Below are 16,657 nucleotides of genomic sequence, written 5' to 3' on the forward strand. Positions count from 1 at the left end.
TATTGACAAAAAAATAAAAAATGATAACATAAAATTAAAATTACGCATTGAAAACGATTGCAATGTTTAAAGATTTATGATTAAGTTTGTCTTTAATTGGAGGAGGTACGGATCCAAAAACAATTAATTTATTTTAACTTTTGAAAAAACATCAGTAAACAATTAGGGGGGAAAGTTCATGTCAGCAGAAGGTCAAATGATATTAGGGTTAGTTATTGGAGTTTTCGTTTTAATTTTTCTTGTAATTAAAACAAAGGTCCATGTGTTTCCTGCACTAATTATTGGGGCTGCATTAACTGGATTAATCGGCGGAATGGATGCGCTTGATGTTGTGAATGGAATAACATCTGGTTTTGGATCTACTATAAGTTCAATTGGTATTGTGATTGGATTCGGAGTTATGCTAGGAAGAATCTTGGAAGTATCTGGGGCAGCAGAACGTCTAGCCTTTACGTTATTAAAGTGGTTAGGTAAAAGGAAAGAAGAATGGGCAATGGCTATTGCTGGTTACATAGTTTCCATTCCTATCTTTGTAGATTCTGCGTTTGTTATTTTAACGCCACTTATTAAAGCGTTATCAACCAAAACAGGTAAATCTATTGTTAGCTTAGGTATTGCTCTTGGTGTAGGTTTAATCGTAACGCACCATGCTGTTCCGCCTACTCCAGGCCCTTTAGGGGTTGCTGGGATATTTGAAATTGACATGGGATATATGATTCTATCTGGAATAATTCTTGGGATACCACTAATCATTGCCGGTGTTTTTTATGCTAGATGGATCGGAAAGAAAATCTATCAGCTTCCAGATGAAACTGGAATTGGGTGGAAACGTCCAAACATGCCAGAAACTTTTAGCGAGTATGTAGAAATGGAAGAAAAGAAAAACCTACCATCATTTTTTGTTTCTGTGCTCCCCATTTTATTACCAATTCTATTAATCTTTATAAATACCGTACTTAGCGCGTTAGAATTGAATGATGGTATATATCAATACTTACAATTTGTAGGGTCTCCAGTAATAGCTGTTTTAATTGGTTTATTGGTTGCGATTTATACGTTGTTTAATGATATTAAGCGATCAGAAGCGTTAGATCGTATGGAAGAAGGGGTTACCCAAGCAGGTATTATATTGTTAGTAACAGGTGGTGGCGGTGCACTTGGAACAATTCTGAGAGAAAGTGGAACAGGTGATTATATAGCAAATGTAATCGCGTCATGGCCACTTCCGGCGATCCTGATTCCATTTATTGTTGCTAGTTTGGTTCGCCTGATTCAAGGTAGTGGTACAGTTGCAATGATTACGTCTGCATCCATTACAGCTCCAATATTGGCCACTATGGATGTAAATATGGTTCTTGCTGCGCAGGCAGCAGCATTGGGAGCGTTAGTTTTCTCGTACTTCAATGATAGTGGATTCCATGTGATGACCCGAATGATGGGAATCAAGAATGTAAAAGAACAAATAATGGTTTGGTCCGTTCCAATGACAATCATTTGGGCAATCGCCTTAGTAGAACTTTTGATTGCGGATATGATTTTCTAATTAGTAGAATATAAGACTTATAAGAATCTATAAGGAGGTCTTGCAGTGAATATTGGGTTAAGTACGTATGCGTTTTTTTGGCAAATATCTGGACATAATCCTTCTCCAATTACAGTAGAAGAAATGCTAGAAACTACTGCTTCCCTGGGGGGAGATGTTTTTCAGATATGCGATTATCCTCTCATTGAGAGCATGCAGGAAGACGAACTAGTCTCAATTGCTCAAACTGCAAAAAAATTAGATATTGAATTAGAATTAGGAACACGTGGGGTAAAACCGGAACACTTGTTAAATTATCTGCGAATTGCTGACATTCTAAACGTGAGATTAATTAGAACGATGTTCCATACAGCGGATGACAAGCCGGACAATGAGGCAGTTTATACGCGTTTAATGGAAGTTTTGCCAAAGCTTGAGGAAGTGGAGGTCAAGTTAGCGATTGAAACTTATGAACAGGTTAAGACAAGTGATATTGTAAAAGTAATAGAAAAAATCAACAGTCCATATATAGGTATTTGCTTAGATCCTGGTAACACGATTGCTGCCCTAGAACACCCAAATGATGTCGTTAGACTTTCGGCACCATATGTAACCAATCTTCACGTGAAAGATTTTATTTTTTCTAGAAAAGATGGCTGGGTTGGATTCAGCTTAATTGGATGTCCTTTAGGGAAAGGATTACTTGACTTAACCTATATGTTAGGCGAATTAAAAAAAGAGAACAAAGATGTCAACGCGATTATTGAACTTTGGGTTCCTTATACAAATACAATAGAAGAAACAATTTCTTTAGAGAAAGTTTGGACGAAAAAAAGCTTAGATTATTTAAGGAGGAATATAAAATGAGTAAAGAAAGATTAACAGTGGCGGTAATCGGTGCAGGTGGGAAAATGGGTGCGAGAATTACGGATAACCTTATTAAAGTTGAAGATTACGAGTTGAGATTGGTTGAAAACTCTCCGCAGAAGAAAAAAGATATTGAGGCTAAGGGTCTTGAACTTTCAGATATGTCAATAACAGTTGAAGTAAGTGATGTTATCATTTTAGCTGTTCCGGACACGGTCATTGGGAAAGTTTCAGAACAAGTTGTACCTCAAATGAAGTCGGGAGCCGTTCTGCTAACATTAGATCCGGCAGCAGCTTATGCAGGGTTATTGTATGATCGAGAGGATATTACGTCCGTTGTAGCCCACCCTTGCCATCCTTCTGTATTCGGAAAATACTTAACTGAAGAAGAACACGCCGACTTTTTTGGTGGGGTAGCAGCAGAACAAGATGTAGTGATTGCTAAGTATTCTGGTGCAGAAGATAAGTTTAATGCAGGTCAAGAAGTTGTAAGAAACATGTATGCCCCAGTAGGTGCTATACATCGTATAACGGTGAAACAAATGGCGATCTTAGAGCCGACTTTGGCTGAAGTGATTACTTGTATGATTGGTACAGTGTTTAAGGAAAGCCTTGATGAAACAGTTAAAAAAGGTGTTCCGGAAGAGGCTGCTAAAGCTATGTTATACGGCCATATTCAAATTGCATTATCTGTAGCGTTAAAAGGAACAAATCCTTTTTCCGATGCTTGTATGGTTGCTATTGATCATGGTAAAGAAGCAATTATTAAACCAGATTGGAAACGAGTATTTGATGATGAAGTATTGGACAAAGTAATTGGTGATATGCTTCACCTAAAAGAACCAATTAACCACTAAATCCTACGTGTAAGAACAATTGTTAGGGGATAGAAGAGTTCTTCCTTTATTCGAAAAGTTCAGCTGGTATCTTCAATGCTATCCGAGAGAAAAAATAAAAATCCGACCCATGCTCATTGGCTGGGTCGGATTTTCGTATCCAAACAAATGTAGTGTGATTAGCTGCTTTTTATTACATAGTATCCTTAGTGAATTTTGGTGCGTAATGAGCTGCTAGTTTTATACATTCCTCCATGCTCACACTGGATGCAATGTTTTCGCCAGCAATATCAAACGCAGTTCCGTGATCTACGGAAGTTCTTAAGAAAGGAAGCCCATTTGTTATGGAAATCGTTTTATGAAAGTCTGCCATTTTGGCTGCAATATGACCTTGGTCATGGTATAAGGATAATACTGCGTCATATTTTCCATTTAAAGCCTGGTGGAATACGGAGTCAGCCGGAACGGGGCCATGCGCATCAATTCCATCAGCCTTAGCCTTCTCAATTCCTGGACCAATCTCCTCCACCTCTTCATACCCGAATAATCCACCTTCGCCACTGTGTGGGTTTAAGCCAGCTACCGCTAGTTTACGAGAGTCGACTCCTAAGCGACGTAGGGCTTGATCACAACGATTTAAATAATCATGTACCCTTTCCTGGGTCATTTGAGAAATCGCATCTTTTAAAGATAAGTGACGAGTAAGGAAAAAGATACGTAATTTATTTACTTGGAACATGGTCAATGGATCTTTGGTATCTGTTAAGGACTCTAACATTTCAGTATGGCCTATGAATGGAACGTTCGCTGCTTTTAATGATTCTTTGTTGATTGGGGTTGTTGCGAGTGCTTCAACAGCTCCACTCGTGGCTAAGTTAACAGCAGTCTTAATATACTCATACGCTGCCTTTCCACATTGAGCTTGAACTTTTCCATATTGAAAAGCTTCCACATTAACGTTATCTAAATCTATTAAGTCGACGGTGCCAGCTTCATAAATACCTTTTGTTGGCTCCTCTATAACATTAATTTTTATATTTTTGTTAACGATTTCAATCGCTTTTGCAAAAATCTTAGCATCCCCAATTACGATAGGTTTGCACATGTCATATATCTCCGTATTTGCTAATGCTTTTGCCGTAATCTCAGGTCCTATTCCTGCGGGATCTCCCATTGGAATGGCAACAATTGCTTTTTTCATCATTTATTCGCTCCTTTGTTTAAATATAAAAGTTTGGGGGGGAGAAATGTCTGCTTACCCTTTAGTTTTGGTAGTTTGTAAATACTTCACAGCTGTGTAAATTGACTTCTTGTCACCTATCATACCACCCTTCGTTACGATGGGGAGATTAGGAAATCGCCCATCGATCATTTTACCAAAGGCTGTTAATGGTAAAACTTCATCGATTAGTTTTATACCAGAGGCATTACAAACGGCGCACATAGAAGCTGTTACATCCCCACCGCTAGTAAAGCAGCCCTGAATAAGATAACGTGTTTGTTGCATCACGATTCTAGTAATTTTAGCGAGACCATCAGTAATGCGTTTAGCTAAAGCATCTTCTGTGGAATGATACTTTTCTGCTATAGCCTTCAGGTTAATCTGTTTTTCTGTTCCTTCTATATTTGTAGTAATGATCAGCACATCATCTTGATGAATTCTATTCATAGCTTCAAAGGTTGCTCTTTCGACCTCTTCCTCCCAACTTACTCCAAACGTTGCTAACTTTTCCGCTGATACATAGATAGGTGTCGAGTTTGTTTTGCTTTTTAAATAGCTTAATTGACTCTTCGTTAGTGCTGTCACGCTACCAACTGATACAATAACTTTCCCTGGATTCACATGCTGATTAAAGAAGGCTTGGGAATAAGCAGCCGTCAGGGGCCCAGGGTCAGTTGGAATTAAGTTAAATCCCTTAATAGTAAGCATTGTTTCTGCAATGATCTCTATATCTTCGTCCGTAACCGCATCAATTACAATAATGCGGTTACCTGAATTGATGGCGCTTAAAAGAGATTGATTTAGGGATTCGATCCCAGCTAGTACTTTATCTAATCCAATATGCTCAACCTTATGATGACTTTGCTGCTGAATAACCTTTGGAACACATGAATCTACAATGGGGGTTATCGGATCCTGTGCAACGTCTGTCTCTTGAACAGGGATGCCATCTACTAATAAATAACCACCCGAGGTAATTCTTCCTGAATCAGGGAAGGAAGGAACGACAACGGCGATACTATCGTCACCAACTTCCTGTAATACGGTATCTATTTCATACCCAATATTTCCTCTAATGGTGCTGTCTATCCGTTTGCAAATTATTTTAGCATCCCACTCTCGAAAACTTTCCATTGCTTTATGTATCCTATTGGTAATTTGCTGCTTGGGAAGGTATCTAGTATCTGTGTCGATACATACTGCGTCAAGTTTATGAGAGTCGGGAATTTTATCCCTATACACTATGGTAGCAGAAGTAAATCCCACTTTACTTAAACGGACCCCAGTAGCGTTTGCGCCTGTTAAATCATCAGCAATTATGCCTACTTTCATGTCATTCCCCCCTTATTGATAAACTTGTTACAGTACCTTTAGTACATTGGAATATCGCTTTTTTGTTTCTACTGAAATATCATCATCTGTAAGCAGGCCGTATACTTGAGACAAATCACATACTTTCGAAAAAGCCTTCTGGTTTAATTTAGAAGAATCAGCGATTAACCAGCTAGTTTCCGCTGCGTCGATCATCAACTTTTTAACCAAAGATTTCTCTAATGTAGGAGAAGTGACTCCTGCCTCCATATCAACTGCATGTGCACCTAAAAATAGTAAATCGACATGCAAATCTTTAATGAAATTATAAGTTTGAGGCCCGTAAAGTGTACCGACATTCTGTTGCAATTCACCGCCTGTTACAATAACTTTAAGTGAACAATCTACTAATTCGGTGGCAATTTTAATATCGTTTGTGATAACTGTTATGTTCTCTCGTTTCTTAAGTAATTTCGCTAGCTCCAAATTGGTTGTGCCAGCATCCAATATGATGGTTTGGCCTTGTTGAACGAAAGAGAGTGCCTTATTAGCAATACTCTTTTTCTGGTTGATTTGCAGACTTTCTTTGTTTTTGTAGGGAGTTTCCGCCACTAAGGAGTTTGTGGAGACTGCCCCACCATGGATTCGGATAACTTTTCCGGTAGATTCTAAATATTTTAGATCTCTTCGTATTGTCATGGGCGAAACCTTCAAGCTATCAGCAATTCTCTCAATTAAGACTTTTCCATCCTCATCAATCCTTTTTAATAACCAATCTCTTCTTTGTTGAGTAGAACCCAAAATGTCACCTACCTTTATGTTAACAACTTACATAAAACATTTCCTTTATACATCCATTATGTTATTTTTAAACAAAAAGTCAACCTAAAATGTTCATTTTAAACAAAAAACGATCTTGTTGAGGGTGATAAAAGCAACAGAAAATCAGTGTTATAAAGCATTTATGAAAATTGACACAAACAAATAATAACGTTATAATTAAAAACAAAAGAAAATGATATGAAATAAAAACATTTATAGTTAGGCAGGAGGGGGATTTTTTGAAAAAAGTAATAAATAATCCAGCAGATGTTGTAGAGGAAATGACGGAAGGAATTATGCTTGCTCATAAAAATCAGTTTAAAAAGCTAGAAAATGTAAACGGAATCATCAATAGAAAGCTTAAAGATAAAGTTGCTATTGTGACAGGTGGCGGAAGTGGTCATGAGCCGCTTTTCTTCGGGGTTGTTGGGCAAGGGCTTGCTGATGGTGTAGCTATTGGGAATGTTTTTGCAGCACCAACACCAAATACGGTACAAGAGGTAGCCCAAGCAGTTGACGCTGGTAAAGGAGTACTTTTCATCTATGGTAACTATGCAGGAGATGTCTTGAATTTTGATATGGCTGCTGAGTTGTTAGAATTTGATAATGTAGAAACAACGACAGTAAGGGTTACGGATGATGTCGTCTCTGCACCGGTTGAAAGAAAAGACGAGCGTAGAGGGATTGCTGGTGATATGTTTGTGATTAAGGTGGCAGGAGCTGCAGCTGATAAGGGGTTATCGTTAGAAGAAGTGACTAATGTGACCCAAAAAGCGAATGACCACACTTTCTCAATTGGCGTTGCCTTGTCGCCAGGGACTATTCCAGACTCAGGTGAACCAACTTTTACATTAGCTGATGATGAGATTGAATTAGGGATGGGTATTCATGGAGAACCTGGGATGGAAAGGACAAAGCTACTCCCAGCTGATGAGTTAACCGATCAATTAATGGAGAAATTGTTGAAAGAGAGCAAGGTAACAACAGGTGATGAGGTTTGTGTTTTAGTAAATGGTCTTGGTTCTACAACACTTATGGAATTATTTATAGTTAACCGTAGGGTTGGGAAAATTTTAGATGAAAAAGGGATTGGCGTCCATGATATGGATGTTAATAATTACTGCACTACGCAAGAAATGGGTGGTTTTTCTATTAGTCTATTAAAGGTTGATGAAGAGTTAAAAGCATACTATGATGCTCCAGCTAACGCACCATACTATAAAAAATAATACATGGGAGGGCCATAAATGAAAACGGATGCAATTGTTAAAACATTAAATGCTTCACAAGTCAAAGAAATGCTTCTTTATGTAGGGGAAAAAGTGAAAGAAAGCAAACCTTTTTTAACTAAGGTGGATAGTGAAATTGGTGATGGAGACCATGGAATTGGAATGGCGCTTGGTTTTAGTAAAGCGGAAGAAAATTTAAAGAAGCAAGAATTCCATACAATTAATGATGTTTTTAAAACAACTGGAATGTCTATGGTTCAGTCAATGGGCGGAGCTTCTGGAGTCATTTTCGGCACGATGTTTCTTGGGGGTGTTAAGAAGCTAGAAGTAAAAGAAAAATTAGATGTTACAACCTTAGCAGGTATCTTTGAAAAATCATTAGTAGCGATTAAAGAACGTGGAAAAGCCAATCTTGGTGATAAAACCATGATTGATGCACTTGAGCCAGCAGTAAATGGACTAAAAGAAAGCGCTACGACTTCTGATAGCCTTATAGAAGCCTTAAAGAGCGCGGAAGTAAATGCAGCGAACGGTGTAGAAAACACCAAGGATTATGTTGCGAAGTTTGGAAGGTCGAAATCATTAGGTGAAAGAGCGATAGGACATCAGGATGCGGGAGCTACCTCTGTATGGATTATTTTTAGATCGATGAGAGAATGGGTAGGTAATCATGAATAAATTTTGGGTCGGAACTAATTGGAAGATGACCAAAACGATTGCTGAAGGATCTTTCTACACAAAAGAGCTGAAAAAAATTGCTGAGAAGCTCAGTAATATTGAATTATTTATCATCCCATCTCACACCTCTTTAGTATCCATTAAAGAGCTTACTGAAAATAGCAAGATTCATATAGGGGCACAGAATATGCACTGGGAATCCGAAGGTGCGTATACGGGAGAAATATCTCCAACAATGCTACACGAAATTGGCATGAATATTGTAGAGCTAGGCCATTCAGAACGCAGACAGTACTATAATGAAACCGACGAATCAATAAATAAAAAAGTAATAGCAGCACTTAAGTATGGGATGAAACCACTAGTTTGTATTGGAGAAAATTCAACCCAAAAAAAGAACAATATTTCAAAAGAAACCTTGGCTGCGCAACTAATAGTTTGTCTTAAGGGCTTAACTGCAGAACAGGTCAAACATGTAATGATAGCATATGAGCCAGTATGGGCAATAGGAGAAGATGGTACTCCAGCTGATGCTGCCTACGTCGAGGAGATACATGGTTTTTTACGAGAAAAGTTGAAAGACCTTTTCGACAGTAAGGGGAACGACATTCCTATTCTGTATGGTGGAAGTGTAAATAAAGAGAACTTTTTGGAATATAGTAAGCTACAAGATGTTAATGGTTTGTTTATTGGGAGAGCAGCCTGGGATATAGAAAGCTTTCGAGTAATTCTTCATACACTTAATTCACAAGTCTATAGGTAAGTCATATAAATAAGAGAATAATCTCCTAATAGATTGTTCTCTTATTTATAATTCGTTCCAATATATTAAACGGATGTTGTTTTTAAGTTACTTTCAAATCTAGTTATTTTAAAACAGGTTCTATTTTTTTGGTCAAATATGAAAGTAAATGAAAATAAAAGTTGAACAAAAATAATAAATGGTATAAAATGAAAATAAGTTAGTGAAATCATGAAAGGAGTTTTTAAATAATGAAAATCGCAATCGGTAGTGACCATAACGCATTTCAATTGAAGGAAACAATTAAAGAGTCCTTGAAAGATACAGAGCATGAGGTAGTTGATTTTGGATGCCATTCTGAAGATGCAGTAGATTATCCAGATGTTGCATTTGACGTTTCTGAGGCAGTAAGTGAAGGAAAGGTAGATCGTGGTATTTTGATTTGTGGAACAGGGATTGGTGTATGTATTACAGCTAACAAATATCCAGGAATTCGCGCAGCTTTAGCACATGATGAATATTCTGCTGAAAGAGCACAGCTAAGTAACAATGCACAAATTCTTACGCTTGGATCACAAATTGTCGGACCAGAAGTTGCGAAAAAAGTTGTGCATGCATACCTAAACGTAGCTTGGGCAGAGGGTTCTAAACGCAAAGTAGATAAGATTGTGGAAAGAGAACAGCAATTTGTTAGTCAAAATTATAAAGATGCAGTAGCAGGTAGTAATTGCGGCGTCAACTAAATTTGTTAACTGAGGGGAGAAATATATGCGATCCTTGTTGTTAGATTTTTTAAAAGTAACCGAATCAGCTGCTGTTGCTGCTATTCCATGGGTTGGTAGTGGCGATAAGATTGCAGCTGATGCAGCTGCTACAAATTCTATGCGAGAGAATTTAAATAAAATGAAAATGCATAGTACGATTGTCATCGGCGAAGGTGAAATTGACGAAGCACCAATGCTTTATATTGGAGAAAAGCTAGGAAAAGGCGGAAGTCATGAAGTAGATATAGCGGTAGATCCAATTGAAGGAACAACTCCTACTGTGAATGGGCAAGGGAATGCAATAACCGTTATTGCAGCAGCGCCAAAAGGTACGTTGCTCCACGCCCCAGATATGTATATGAAGAAACTTGCTGTAGGGCCGAGAGCAAAAGGGAAAATTGATATTGATGCTCCAATAGAAGAGAACTTGAAAGCTGTAGCAAACGCAATAGGTAAAGACGTGAAAGAATTAAATGTTCTCATACAGGATCGACCTCGGCATAAAGAATATATTGATAGAATTCGTAAAGCTGGAGCTAAGGTTAGGTTGTTTCATGATGGTGATGTCATTTACGCAACAGCTACTTGTATTGAAAATTTTGATGTGGATATGTTCTTCGGAATCGGCGGAGCACCTGAAGGAGTACTAGGAGCAGCAGCTGTTCGTTGTCAGGGAGGAGAAATGCAAGCAAAGCTATTGCCCCGAAACGATGACGAAATAAGAAGATGTCATGAGATGGGGATAACGAATATTGAAAACGTTTTAACTCAAAATGACTTAGTAAGTACGGATGATTGTGTATTTGTTGCAACAGGGATCACAGATAATTTAATTGTTAATGGAATTCAGACCGAGCACGAAAACTATATTACGCATTCTATACTCGTGAATGGAATGGATAAACAAGTAAGATATGTTAAAAGTACGTATCCAATACTACAGACGGTTTAAAGGTGTAAGCAAAAAGAGAATGATGAAGTGTACACACTATTTTAGAACAACAGGAGGTATTTTAAAATGGAATTTTATTTAGACACAGCAGACCTTGAGGAAATCAAAAGAATTAATCGCTTAGGCCTTGTAGATGGAATTACCACTAATCCTACGATTATTGCAAAAGAGAACCGAGATTTTGAGGAAACGATAAAAGAGATTTGTAGTGTAATAGACGGCCCAGTAAGCGCGGAGGTTATTGGACTTACGGTAGAAGAAATGGTTGCAGAAGCTAGAAATATCGCAACATGGGCTCCAAATGTTGTTGTGAAAATCCCAATGACTGAGGCTGGTCTTGAGGCAGTTAACACTTTATCAAATGAAGGAATTAAAACGAATGTCACGTTGATTTTCTCCGTTGCTCAAGGATTAATGGCTGCTAAAGCTGGTGCGACCTATGTTAGCCCATTTGTCGGAAGAGTAGATGATATGGGGGAAGACGGGATAGAACTTATACAGAACTTAAAAGTAGCACTTAATAATTATGGTTACGATGCTAAAATTATTACAGCTAGTGTGAGAACGATCGGTCATTTAGAAAAAGCAGCTTTAGCTGGAGCAGATATTGCGACCATTCCAGGTTCACTTTTACCTAAGTTATGGAAACATCCATTAACTGATAATGGTATTGCGCAATTTTTAGCTGATTGGGAAAAGGTTCCAAAGACTTCTAATGCACATTCTTAAAGAAGGGATGAGAGAGTATGACGACTGCTACTTCTATTAAACAATTATCGATTGATACCATTCGCACACTTTCAATAGATGCTATTGAAAAGGCGAATTCCGGGCATCCAGGGCTACCGATGGGTGCAGCACCGATGGGATACACATTATGGACAGACTTCATGACCCATAACCCGAAGCATTCCAAATGGTTTAACCGCGACCGCTTCGTGTTATCAGCAGGTCATGGATCAATGCTGTTATATAGTTTACTTCATTTGTCAGGCTATGATGTTACCGTGGATGATTTAAAGAATTTCCGTCAGTGGGGTTCTCGAACTCCAGGCCACCCTGAAGTGCATCACACAGACGGGGTAGAGACAACGACAGGACCGCTAGGCCAGGGTGTCGCGACAGCCGTAGGGATGGCAATGGCAGAAGCTCATTTAGCGGCAACGTATAACAAAGAAAAATTTCCTGTAGTGGACCATTACACGTTCGCCCTTGTTGGGGATGGTGATTTAATGGAAGGAATCTCTCATGAAACAGCATCACTTGCTGGTCACCTTGGGTTAGGAAAACTAGTCGTTTTATATGACTCCAATGATATTTCACTTGATGGAGATTTGGACAGGTCGTTCTCCGACAATACGGAAGAACGCTTCCGCTCCTACGGCTGGCAAGTGATACGCGTAGAAGATGGGAATAATTTAGATGCAATCCATGAGGCTATTCTACAAGCAAAGCAAGACACTTCCAAACCAACACTAATTGAAGTGAAAACAGTCATTGGATACGGTTCTCCTAATAAGTCTGGATCTTCTGCTTCACACGGTGCACCACTTGGTGAGGATGAAGTGACACTTACAAAACAACATTACAACTGGTCACACGAACCTTTTCACGTTCCAAATGAAGTGTATACCGATTTCAATGAAAAAGTCGTAAAAAAAGGCACGCAAGCCGAAGCAAAATGGAACCAACTAGTGGAAGATTATAAGGATATTTATCCCCAAGAAGGAAAACAACTTCAATTAGCGATAAATGGAGAATTAGCATGTGACTGGGATAAGGATTTACCAACATATGAGATTGGAAAAAAACTTGCTAGTCGTGCTTCCTCAGGTGAAGTTTTAAATGCTATAGCTAAAACGGTACCAAACTTTTTTGGTGGGAGTGCCGACTTAGCTGGATCTAACAAAACGACAATTAATGATGTAGAAGATTTTACAAAAGATAATTATGCTGGAAGGAATATTTGGTTTGGCGTCCGCGAGTTTGCGATGGCTGCGGCATTAAACGGAATGGCCTTGCATGGTGGATTAAATGTATTCGGTGGAACGTTCTTTGTTTTCAGTGATTACCTACGCCCAGCAGTACGACTGTCAGCTTTGATGAAATTACCAGTTACGTACGTGTGGACACATGATTCTATTGCTGTTGGTGAAGATGGACCAACACATGAGCCAGTTGAACATTTGGCATCCTATCGTACCATGCCAGGCTTATCATTGATTCGCCCGGCTGATGGTAATGAAACACAAGCAGCGTGGAGACTAGCTGTCGTTTCGAAGGATAAGCCAACAGCACTAGTCTTATCTCGTCAAAACCTCCCAACACTTGAAAGTACGAAAGAACGAGCGTATGAAGGTGTCAAAAGAGGGGCTTATGTCGTAAGTGAGTCTGAAAAAGATACACCAGACGCATTAGTCCTAGCGACTGGATCTGAAGTTCACTTAGCTATAAAAGCGCAACAAGAATTAAGAGGCAAAGATATCGATGTGCTTGTGGTGAGTATGCCATCTTGGGATCGATTTGAGGAACAAAACCAAGAATACAAGGACTCTGTTATTTTGCCAAATGTGAAGAAGAGACTTGCAGTGGAAATGGCCTCTCCGTTCGGATGGGAACGATATGTAGGTACAGAAGGAAAAGTACTAGGGATAAACACATTCGGGGCTTCAGGGAATGGTGAGAAATTGATTGAGGAATATGGCTTTACTGTGGAAAATGTTGTGGAGCATATAGAGCAATTGGTAAAGTAAGATATTATTAAGTGGATTAGTTAGCTTAATGATAGTTACCAATAAAAAGGGATCATAGAAAGAACTTCAGTAGTTTGAGACTGAAGTTCTTTTAATATTAACAGTAATCTAATAGGCTATTAATCAGAGGATCTTAATGCTTTCCATCCCATTATGTGCCCCACATTTCCCCCAGTCCAATTCCCCCGCCACTTTCTAACTACAATGTCTTTTTAATTAGTTCTTTTATAATATTTACTAAATAATCGAAAAAATGGTACGATTCTGGCACAAGGTAATTTTTGAATATTTAGTAAATAAAAATTACTAACCAACTAAAAATAAGGAAAGGAGGTAAGAATAAATAAGAATTACTTTGTGAATAAAAATGAAAGGGGTTTCATTTTATGAAAAAGTTTTTCTTAGTGTTTTTGTCCGTACTGTTAGTTTTATCTCTATTACCATTGCAAAGTTCACTAGCAAACGAGGAGCAAGAAAACCCGGATGTAGATCTATGGAATGCAGTGAAACCACTAAGTACTACAGTTAGCTTCCTGAATACCGGAGCACATCCAGATGATGAACGCAGTGACTTTCTTGCATACCTATCTCGTGGTCTAGGTGTACAAACTTCTAGTATGATAGCAAACCGAGGCGAGGGAGGACAAAATGAAATTGGAACGGAATTAGGGAATGGACTCGGTATTATTCGATCAAATGAAATGATTGAAGCGTCAGAAATAACCGGAGTAAAAGCATACCACTTAAGTGAAACCACCTCTGATCCGATTTATGACTTCGGTTTCTCCAAGTCTCCGGAAGAAACCTTAGAAAAGTGGGGAGAAGATCTGACATATGAACGATTCATTCGCTTAATCCGGACCTATAAACCAGATATTGTGATGCCGTCTTTCCGAGATGTTGAAAGTCAGCATGGCCATCATCGAGCAATCACAGTCCTGACTCATCGGGCATTTGAAGATGCAGCAGACCCCTCTGTATACCCTGAGCAGCTAGAAGAGGGATTGGATGTTTGGCAAGTAAAGAAATTATATCTGCCTGCTGCCTCTGAAGAAACGGCAACAACCTCTATTGAAATAGGTGATTACGACCCTATTTATGGCATGACTTATCCACAACTTGGAGAAGAATCAAGGTATATGCATAAGAGTCAAGGGATGGGAAGAGACATACCAGCAGAACCTAGGCAAACCCACCTAGAGCTCGTTACATCCGCAGTAGATCATGAAACTGGCAAGTTCTTTTCTGGTGTTCCATATAACTTGGCTGATTGGGCGGAGATAGTGCCAAATAAAGGGTTAGGTAAAAAACTAGAGAGATTGCAACAAGACCTTGATGAAATAGTAGAACTTTATCCAAATAAAGAAGACATTTTACCTGTTACCCAGCATGCTCTCAAAGATGTAGATAAATTGTTGAAAGCAACGGAACGAAGTAAGATGCATGAGAATGCCAAAAACGATTTAATTCATAAACTAGCACTTAAAAAAGAACAATTACAGGAAGTAAGCTTTATATCTTCCGGACTTCATATAAACACGGAGATCGAATCAACCGTTTTAACGCAAGATGAAGAAACGAAAGTAACCATGATCGTCTCTAATGAAGGAAATGAAAAAATAAAACATGTTGATACATCCTTGCTTACCCCAGAAAATTGGGTGGTCGAAAAGGAACAGAATTTTAAACACTTAGATCCTGGACAGTCCGAAACAGTTGTTTTCAACATTAAAGTAGCGGAAGACCAAGAATATTACAAACCATATGGAAAATCTGTATTGCAAATAAAAATTTCATTTAAAGAAAAAGGTACAACGACAACTAAAACACAGGAGTTTGATAATACTGTTGCCGTCCTTCCAGATCTTAGTCTAGAGGCAGATCCAGATAAACTAACGATTAATACAGCAGACGTACAACAAGATATTCCTGTGACGATTAATGTGAAAAACTATTTTAACGGAGTGAAGAATGCACAAGTTGCCTTAAGTCTGCCTGAGGGTTGGACAAGTGACACCGCACATAAAGAAGTATCCTTTACAGAACGACTTGAAGAGAAAGAGGTTGTATTCTATATAAGTCCACCAGCTGATATAGAAGAAGGAGATTTTTCCTTGGATGTGGTGGCACATGCAGATGGGGAAACGTATAATACCACTGTTCAAGAAATAAAATACGACCATATTAACGATGCCTATCATCAATATCCGTCTACTGTTAATACGGTAGCGTTCGAGTTGTTAAAGCCAGATAACCTTAAAGTTGGTTATATTGAAAGTGGATTTGACGAAGTGGCAGATTATTTGTCTAAGGCAGGTATTGATGTAACCAAACTCACAGAAGAGGATCTTGCATCTGGGGACTTATCACAATACGATACGATTGTTTCGGGAATTAGGGCTTACCTTTCCAGAGAAGATCTCGTGCAAAACAATGAAAGATTACTACAATATGTAGAAAATGGTGGGCATTTTGTCGTTCAATATCATAAACCAGGCGATAACTGGGATCCAGATAATACGGCACCATATTCATTAGAGATAGGAAGTCCATCCATTGAATGGCGTGTTACAGATGAGGCTGCTGATGTGACAGTAACTCAACCAGAGCATGCGTTTTTCAACTATCCGAACTCGATAACGGATAGCGATTGGGATAATTGGGTTCAGGAGAGAGGCCTTTACTTTCCTATGAATTGGGATGACCGTTATGAAACCTTTGTCAGCATGTCTGACCCAAATGAAGAACCATTTACTAGTGGGATACTATCAGCGGATTATGGAAAGGGTACGTATACGTATACGAATTTAGTATTTTACCGTCAAATTGATAATCAAGTCCCCGGTGCCTACCGGATTTTTACAAACCTAATCAGCTACACAGCAGAGTAACAAAAAAAGGCATCTTCCAGGTTAAATTTACCGGGGAGATGCTCCTTTTTATTTTAGGGAACTGGTAA

14 protein-coding genes are annotated in these 16,657 nt (G+C 38.7%); 11 read left to right on the top strand and 3 right to left on the bottom strand.

The window, feature by feature from the left end; translation table 11 throughout:
• Positions 1 to 178 precede the first annotated feature (178 nt).
• From BN985_RS06585 to BN985_RS06595, 3 genes are read left to right on the top strand one after another with little or no spacing between them, the layout of a single operon-like run.
• Positions 179 to 1,543 carry a GntP family permease gene (locus tag BN985_RS06585; RefSeq protein WP_042221950.1) on the top strand — a complete coding sequence of 455 codons (1,365 nt, stop codon included), beginning with the start codon at positions 179 to 181 and terminating at the stop codon, positions 1,541 to 1,543.
• A gap of 45 nt (positions 1,544 to 1,588) precedes the next feature.
• The gene (locus tag BN985_RS06590; RefSeq protein ID WP_042221953.1) at positions 1,589 to 2,389 is read left to right on the top strand and encodes a sugar phosphate isomerase/epimerase family protein; all 801 of its coding nucleotides are present in this window, start codon (positions 1,589 to 1,591) and stop codon (positions 2,387 to 2,389) included.
• Positions 2,386 to 3,246, top strand: coding sequence for a phosphogluconate dehydrogenase C-terminal domain-containing protein (locus BN985_RS06595; protein WP_042221955.1), 861 nt, complete (start codon positions 2,386 to 2,388; stop codon positions 3,244 to 3,246). The genes BN985_RS06590 and BN985_RS06595 overlap by 4 nt, the downstream gene beginning before the upstream one ends.
• 172 nt (positions 3,247 to 3,418) lie before the next feature.
• On the opposite strand, the gene pdxA is transcribed toward BN985_RS06595, so the two are convergent.
• From pdxA to BN985_RS06610, 3 genes are read right to left on the bottom strand one after another with little or no spacing between them, the layout of a single operon-like run.
• Positions 3,419 to 4,429 carry a 4-hydroxythreonine-4-phosphate dehydrogenase PdxA gene (gene pdxA / locus BN985_RS06600; protein ID WP_042221956.1) on the bottom strand — a complete coding sequence of 337 codons (1,011 nt, stop codon included), beginning with the start codon at positions 4,427 to 4,429 and terminating at the stop codon, positions 3,419 to 3,421.
• A gap of 51 nt (positions 4,430 to 4,480) precedes the next feature.
• Complete coding sequence (locus BN985_RS06605) at positions 4,481 to 5,779, bottom strand: four-carbon acid sugar kinase family protein (protein WP_042221957.1); 1,299 nt, start codon at positions 5,777 to 5,779, stop codon at positions 4,481 to 4,483.
• Between the two features lie 27 nt (positions 5,780 to 5,806).
• Positions 5,807 to 6,559, bottom strand: coding sequence for a DeoR/GlpR family DNA-binding transcription regulator (locus BN985_RS06610; protein ID WP_232225548.1), 753 nt, complete (start codon positions 6,557 to 6,559; stop codon positions 5,807 to 5,809).
• A gap of 260 nt (positions 6,560 to 6,819) precedes the next feature.
• Between BN985_RS06610 and BN985_RS19200 the strand changes: the two genes are divergently transcribed.
• The 8 genes from BN985_RS19200 (at position 6,820) to BN985_RS06645 (ending at position 16,589) form a co-directional block, all read left to right on the top strand.
• Positions 6,820 to 7,809 carry a dihydroxyacetone kinase subunit DhaK gene (locus BN985_RS19200; protein WP_198029980.1) on the top strand — a complete coding sequence of 330 codons (990 nt, stop codon included), beginning with the start codon at positions 6,820 to 6,822 and terminating at the stop codon, positions 7,807 to 7,809.
• 18 nt (positions 7,810 to 7,827) lie between these two features.
• Positions 7,828 to 8,487, top strand: a complete 660-nt coding sequence (gene dhaL, locus BN985_RS19205) for a dihydroxyacetone kinase subunit DhaL (RefSeq protein WP_042221961.1) — start codon at positions 7,828 to 7,830, stop codon at positions 8,485 to 8,487.
• The gene (locus BN985_RS06620; protein WP_042221962.1) at positions 8,480 to 9,250 is read left to right on the top strand and encodes a triose-phosphate isomerase; all 771 of its coding nucleotides are present in this window, start codon (positions 8,480 to 8,482) and stop codon (positions 9,248 to 9,250) included. Before dhaL ends, BN985_RS06620 begins: the two co-directional genes overlap by 8 nt.
• A gap of 230 nt (positions 9,251 to 9,480) precedes the next feature.
• Positions 9,481 to 9,972 carry a ribose 5-phosphate isomerase B gene (gene rpiB, locus BN985_RS06625; protein ID WP_042221964.1) on the top strand — a complete coding sequence of 164 codons (492 nt, stop codon included), beginning with the start codon at positions 9,481 to 9,483 and terminating at the stop codon, positions 9,970 to 9,972.
• Between the two features lie 25 nt (positions 9,973 to 9,997).
• Positions 9,998 to 10,945, top strand: coding sequence for a class II fructose-bisphosphatase (glpX, locus tag BN985_RS06630; RefSeq protein WP_042221965.1), 948 nt, complete (start codon positions 9,998 to 10,000; stop codon positions 10,943 to 10,945).
• A 66-nt stretch (positions 10,946 to 11,011) separates the two neighbouring features.
• A complete protein-coding gene (gene fsa / locus BN985_RS06635) occupies positions 11,012 to 11,674 on the top strand; it encodes a fructose-6-phosphate aldolase (protein WP_042221966.1) in 663 nt (220 codons plus the stop codon).
• A 17-nt stretch (positions 11,675 to 11,691) separates the two neighbouring features.
• Positions 11,692 to 13,698, top strand: coding sequence for a transketolase (gene tkt, locus BN985_RS06640; RefSeq protein ID WP_042221968.1), 2,007 nt, complete (start codon positions 11,692 to 11,694; stop codon positions 13,696 to 13,698).
• Positions 13,699 to 14,084: 386 nt separating this feature from the next.
• Complete coding sequence (locus tag BN985_RS06645; protein ID WP_042221970.1) at positions 14,085 to 16,589, top strand: PIG-L family deacetylase; 2,505 nt, start codon at positions 14,085 to 14,087, stop codon at positions 16,587 to 16,589.
• Positions 16,590 to 16,657 lie beyond the last annotated feature (68 nt).

Source organism: Oceanobacillus manasiensis (genome assembly GCF_000724085.1).
Lineage (GTDB): Bacteria > Bacillota > Bacilli > Bacillales > Amphibacillaceae > Oceanobacillus_B > Oceanobacillus_B manasiensis.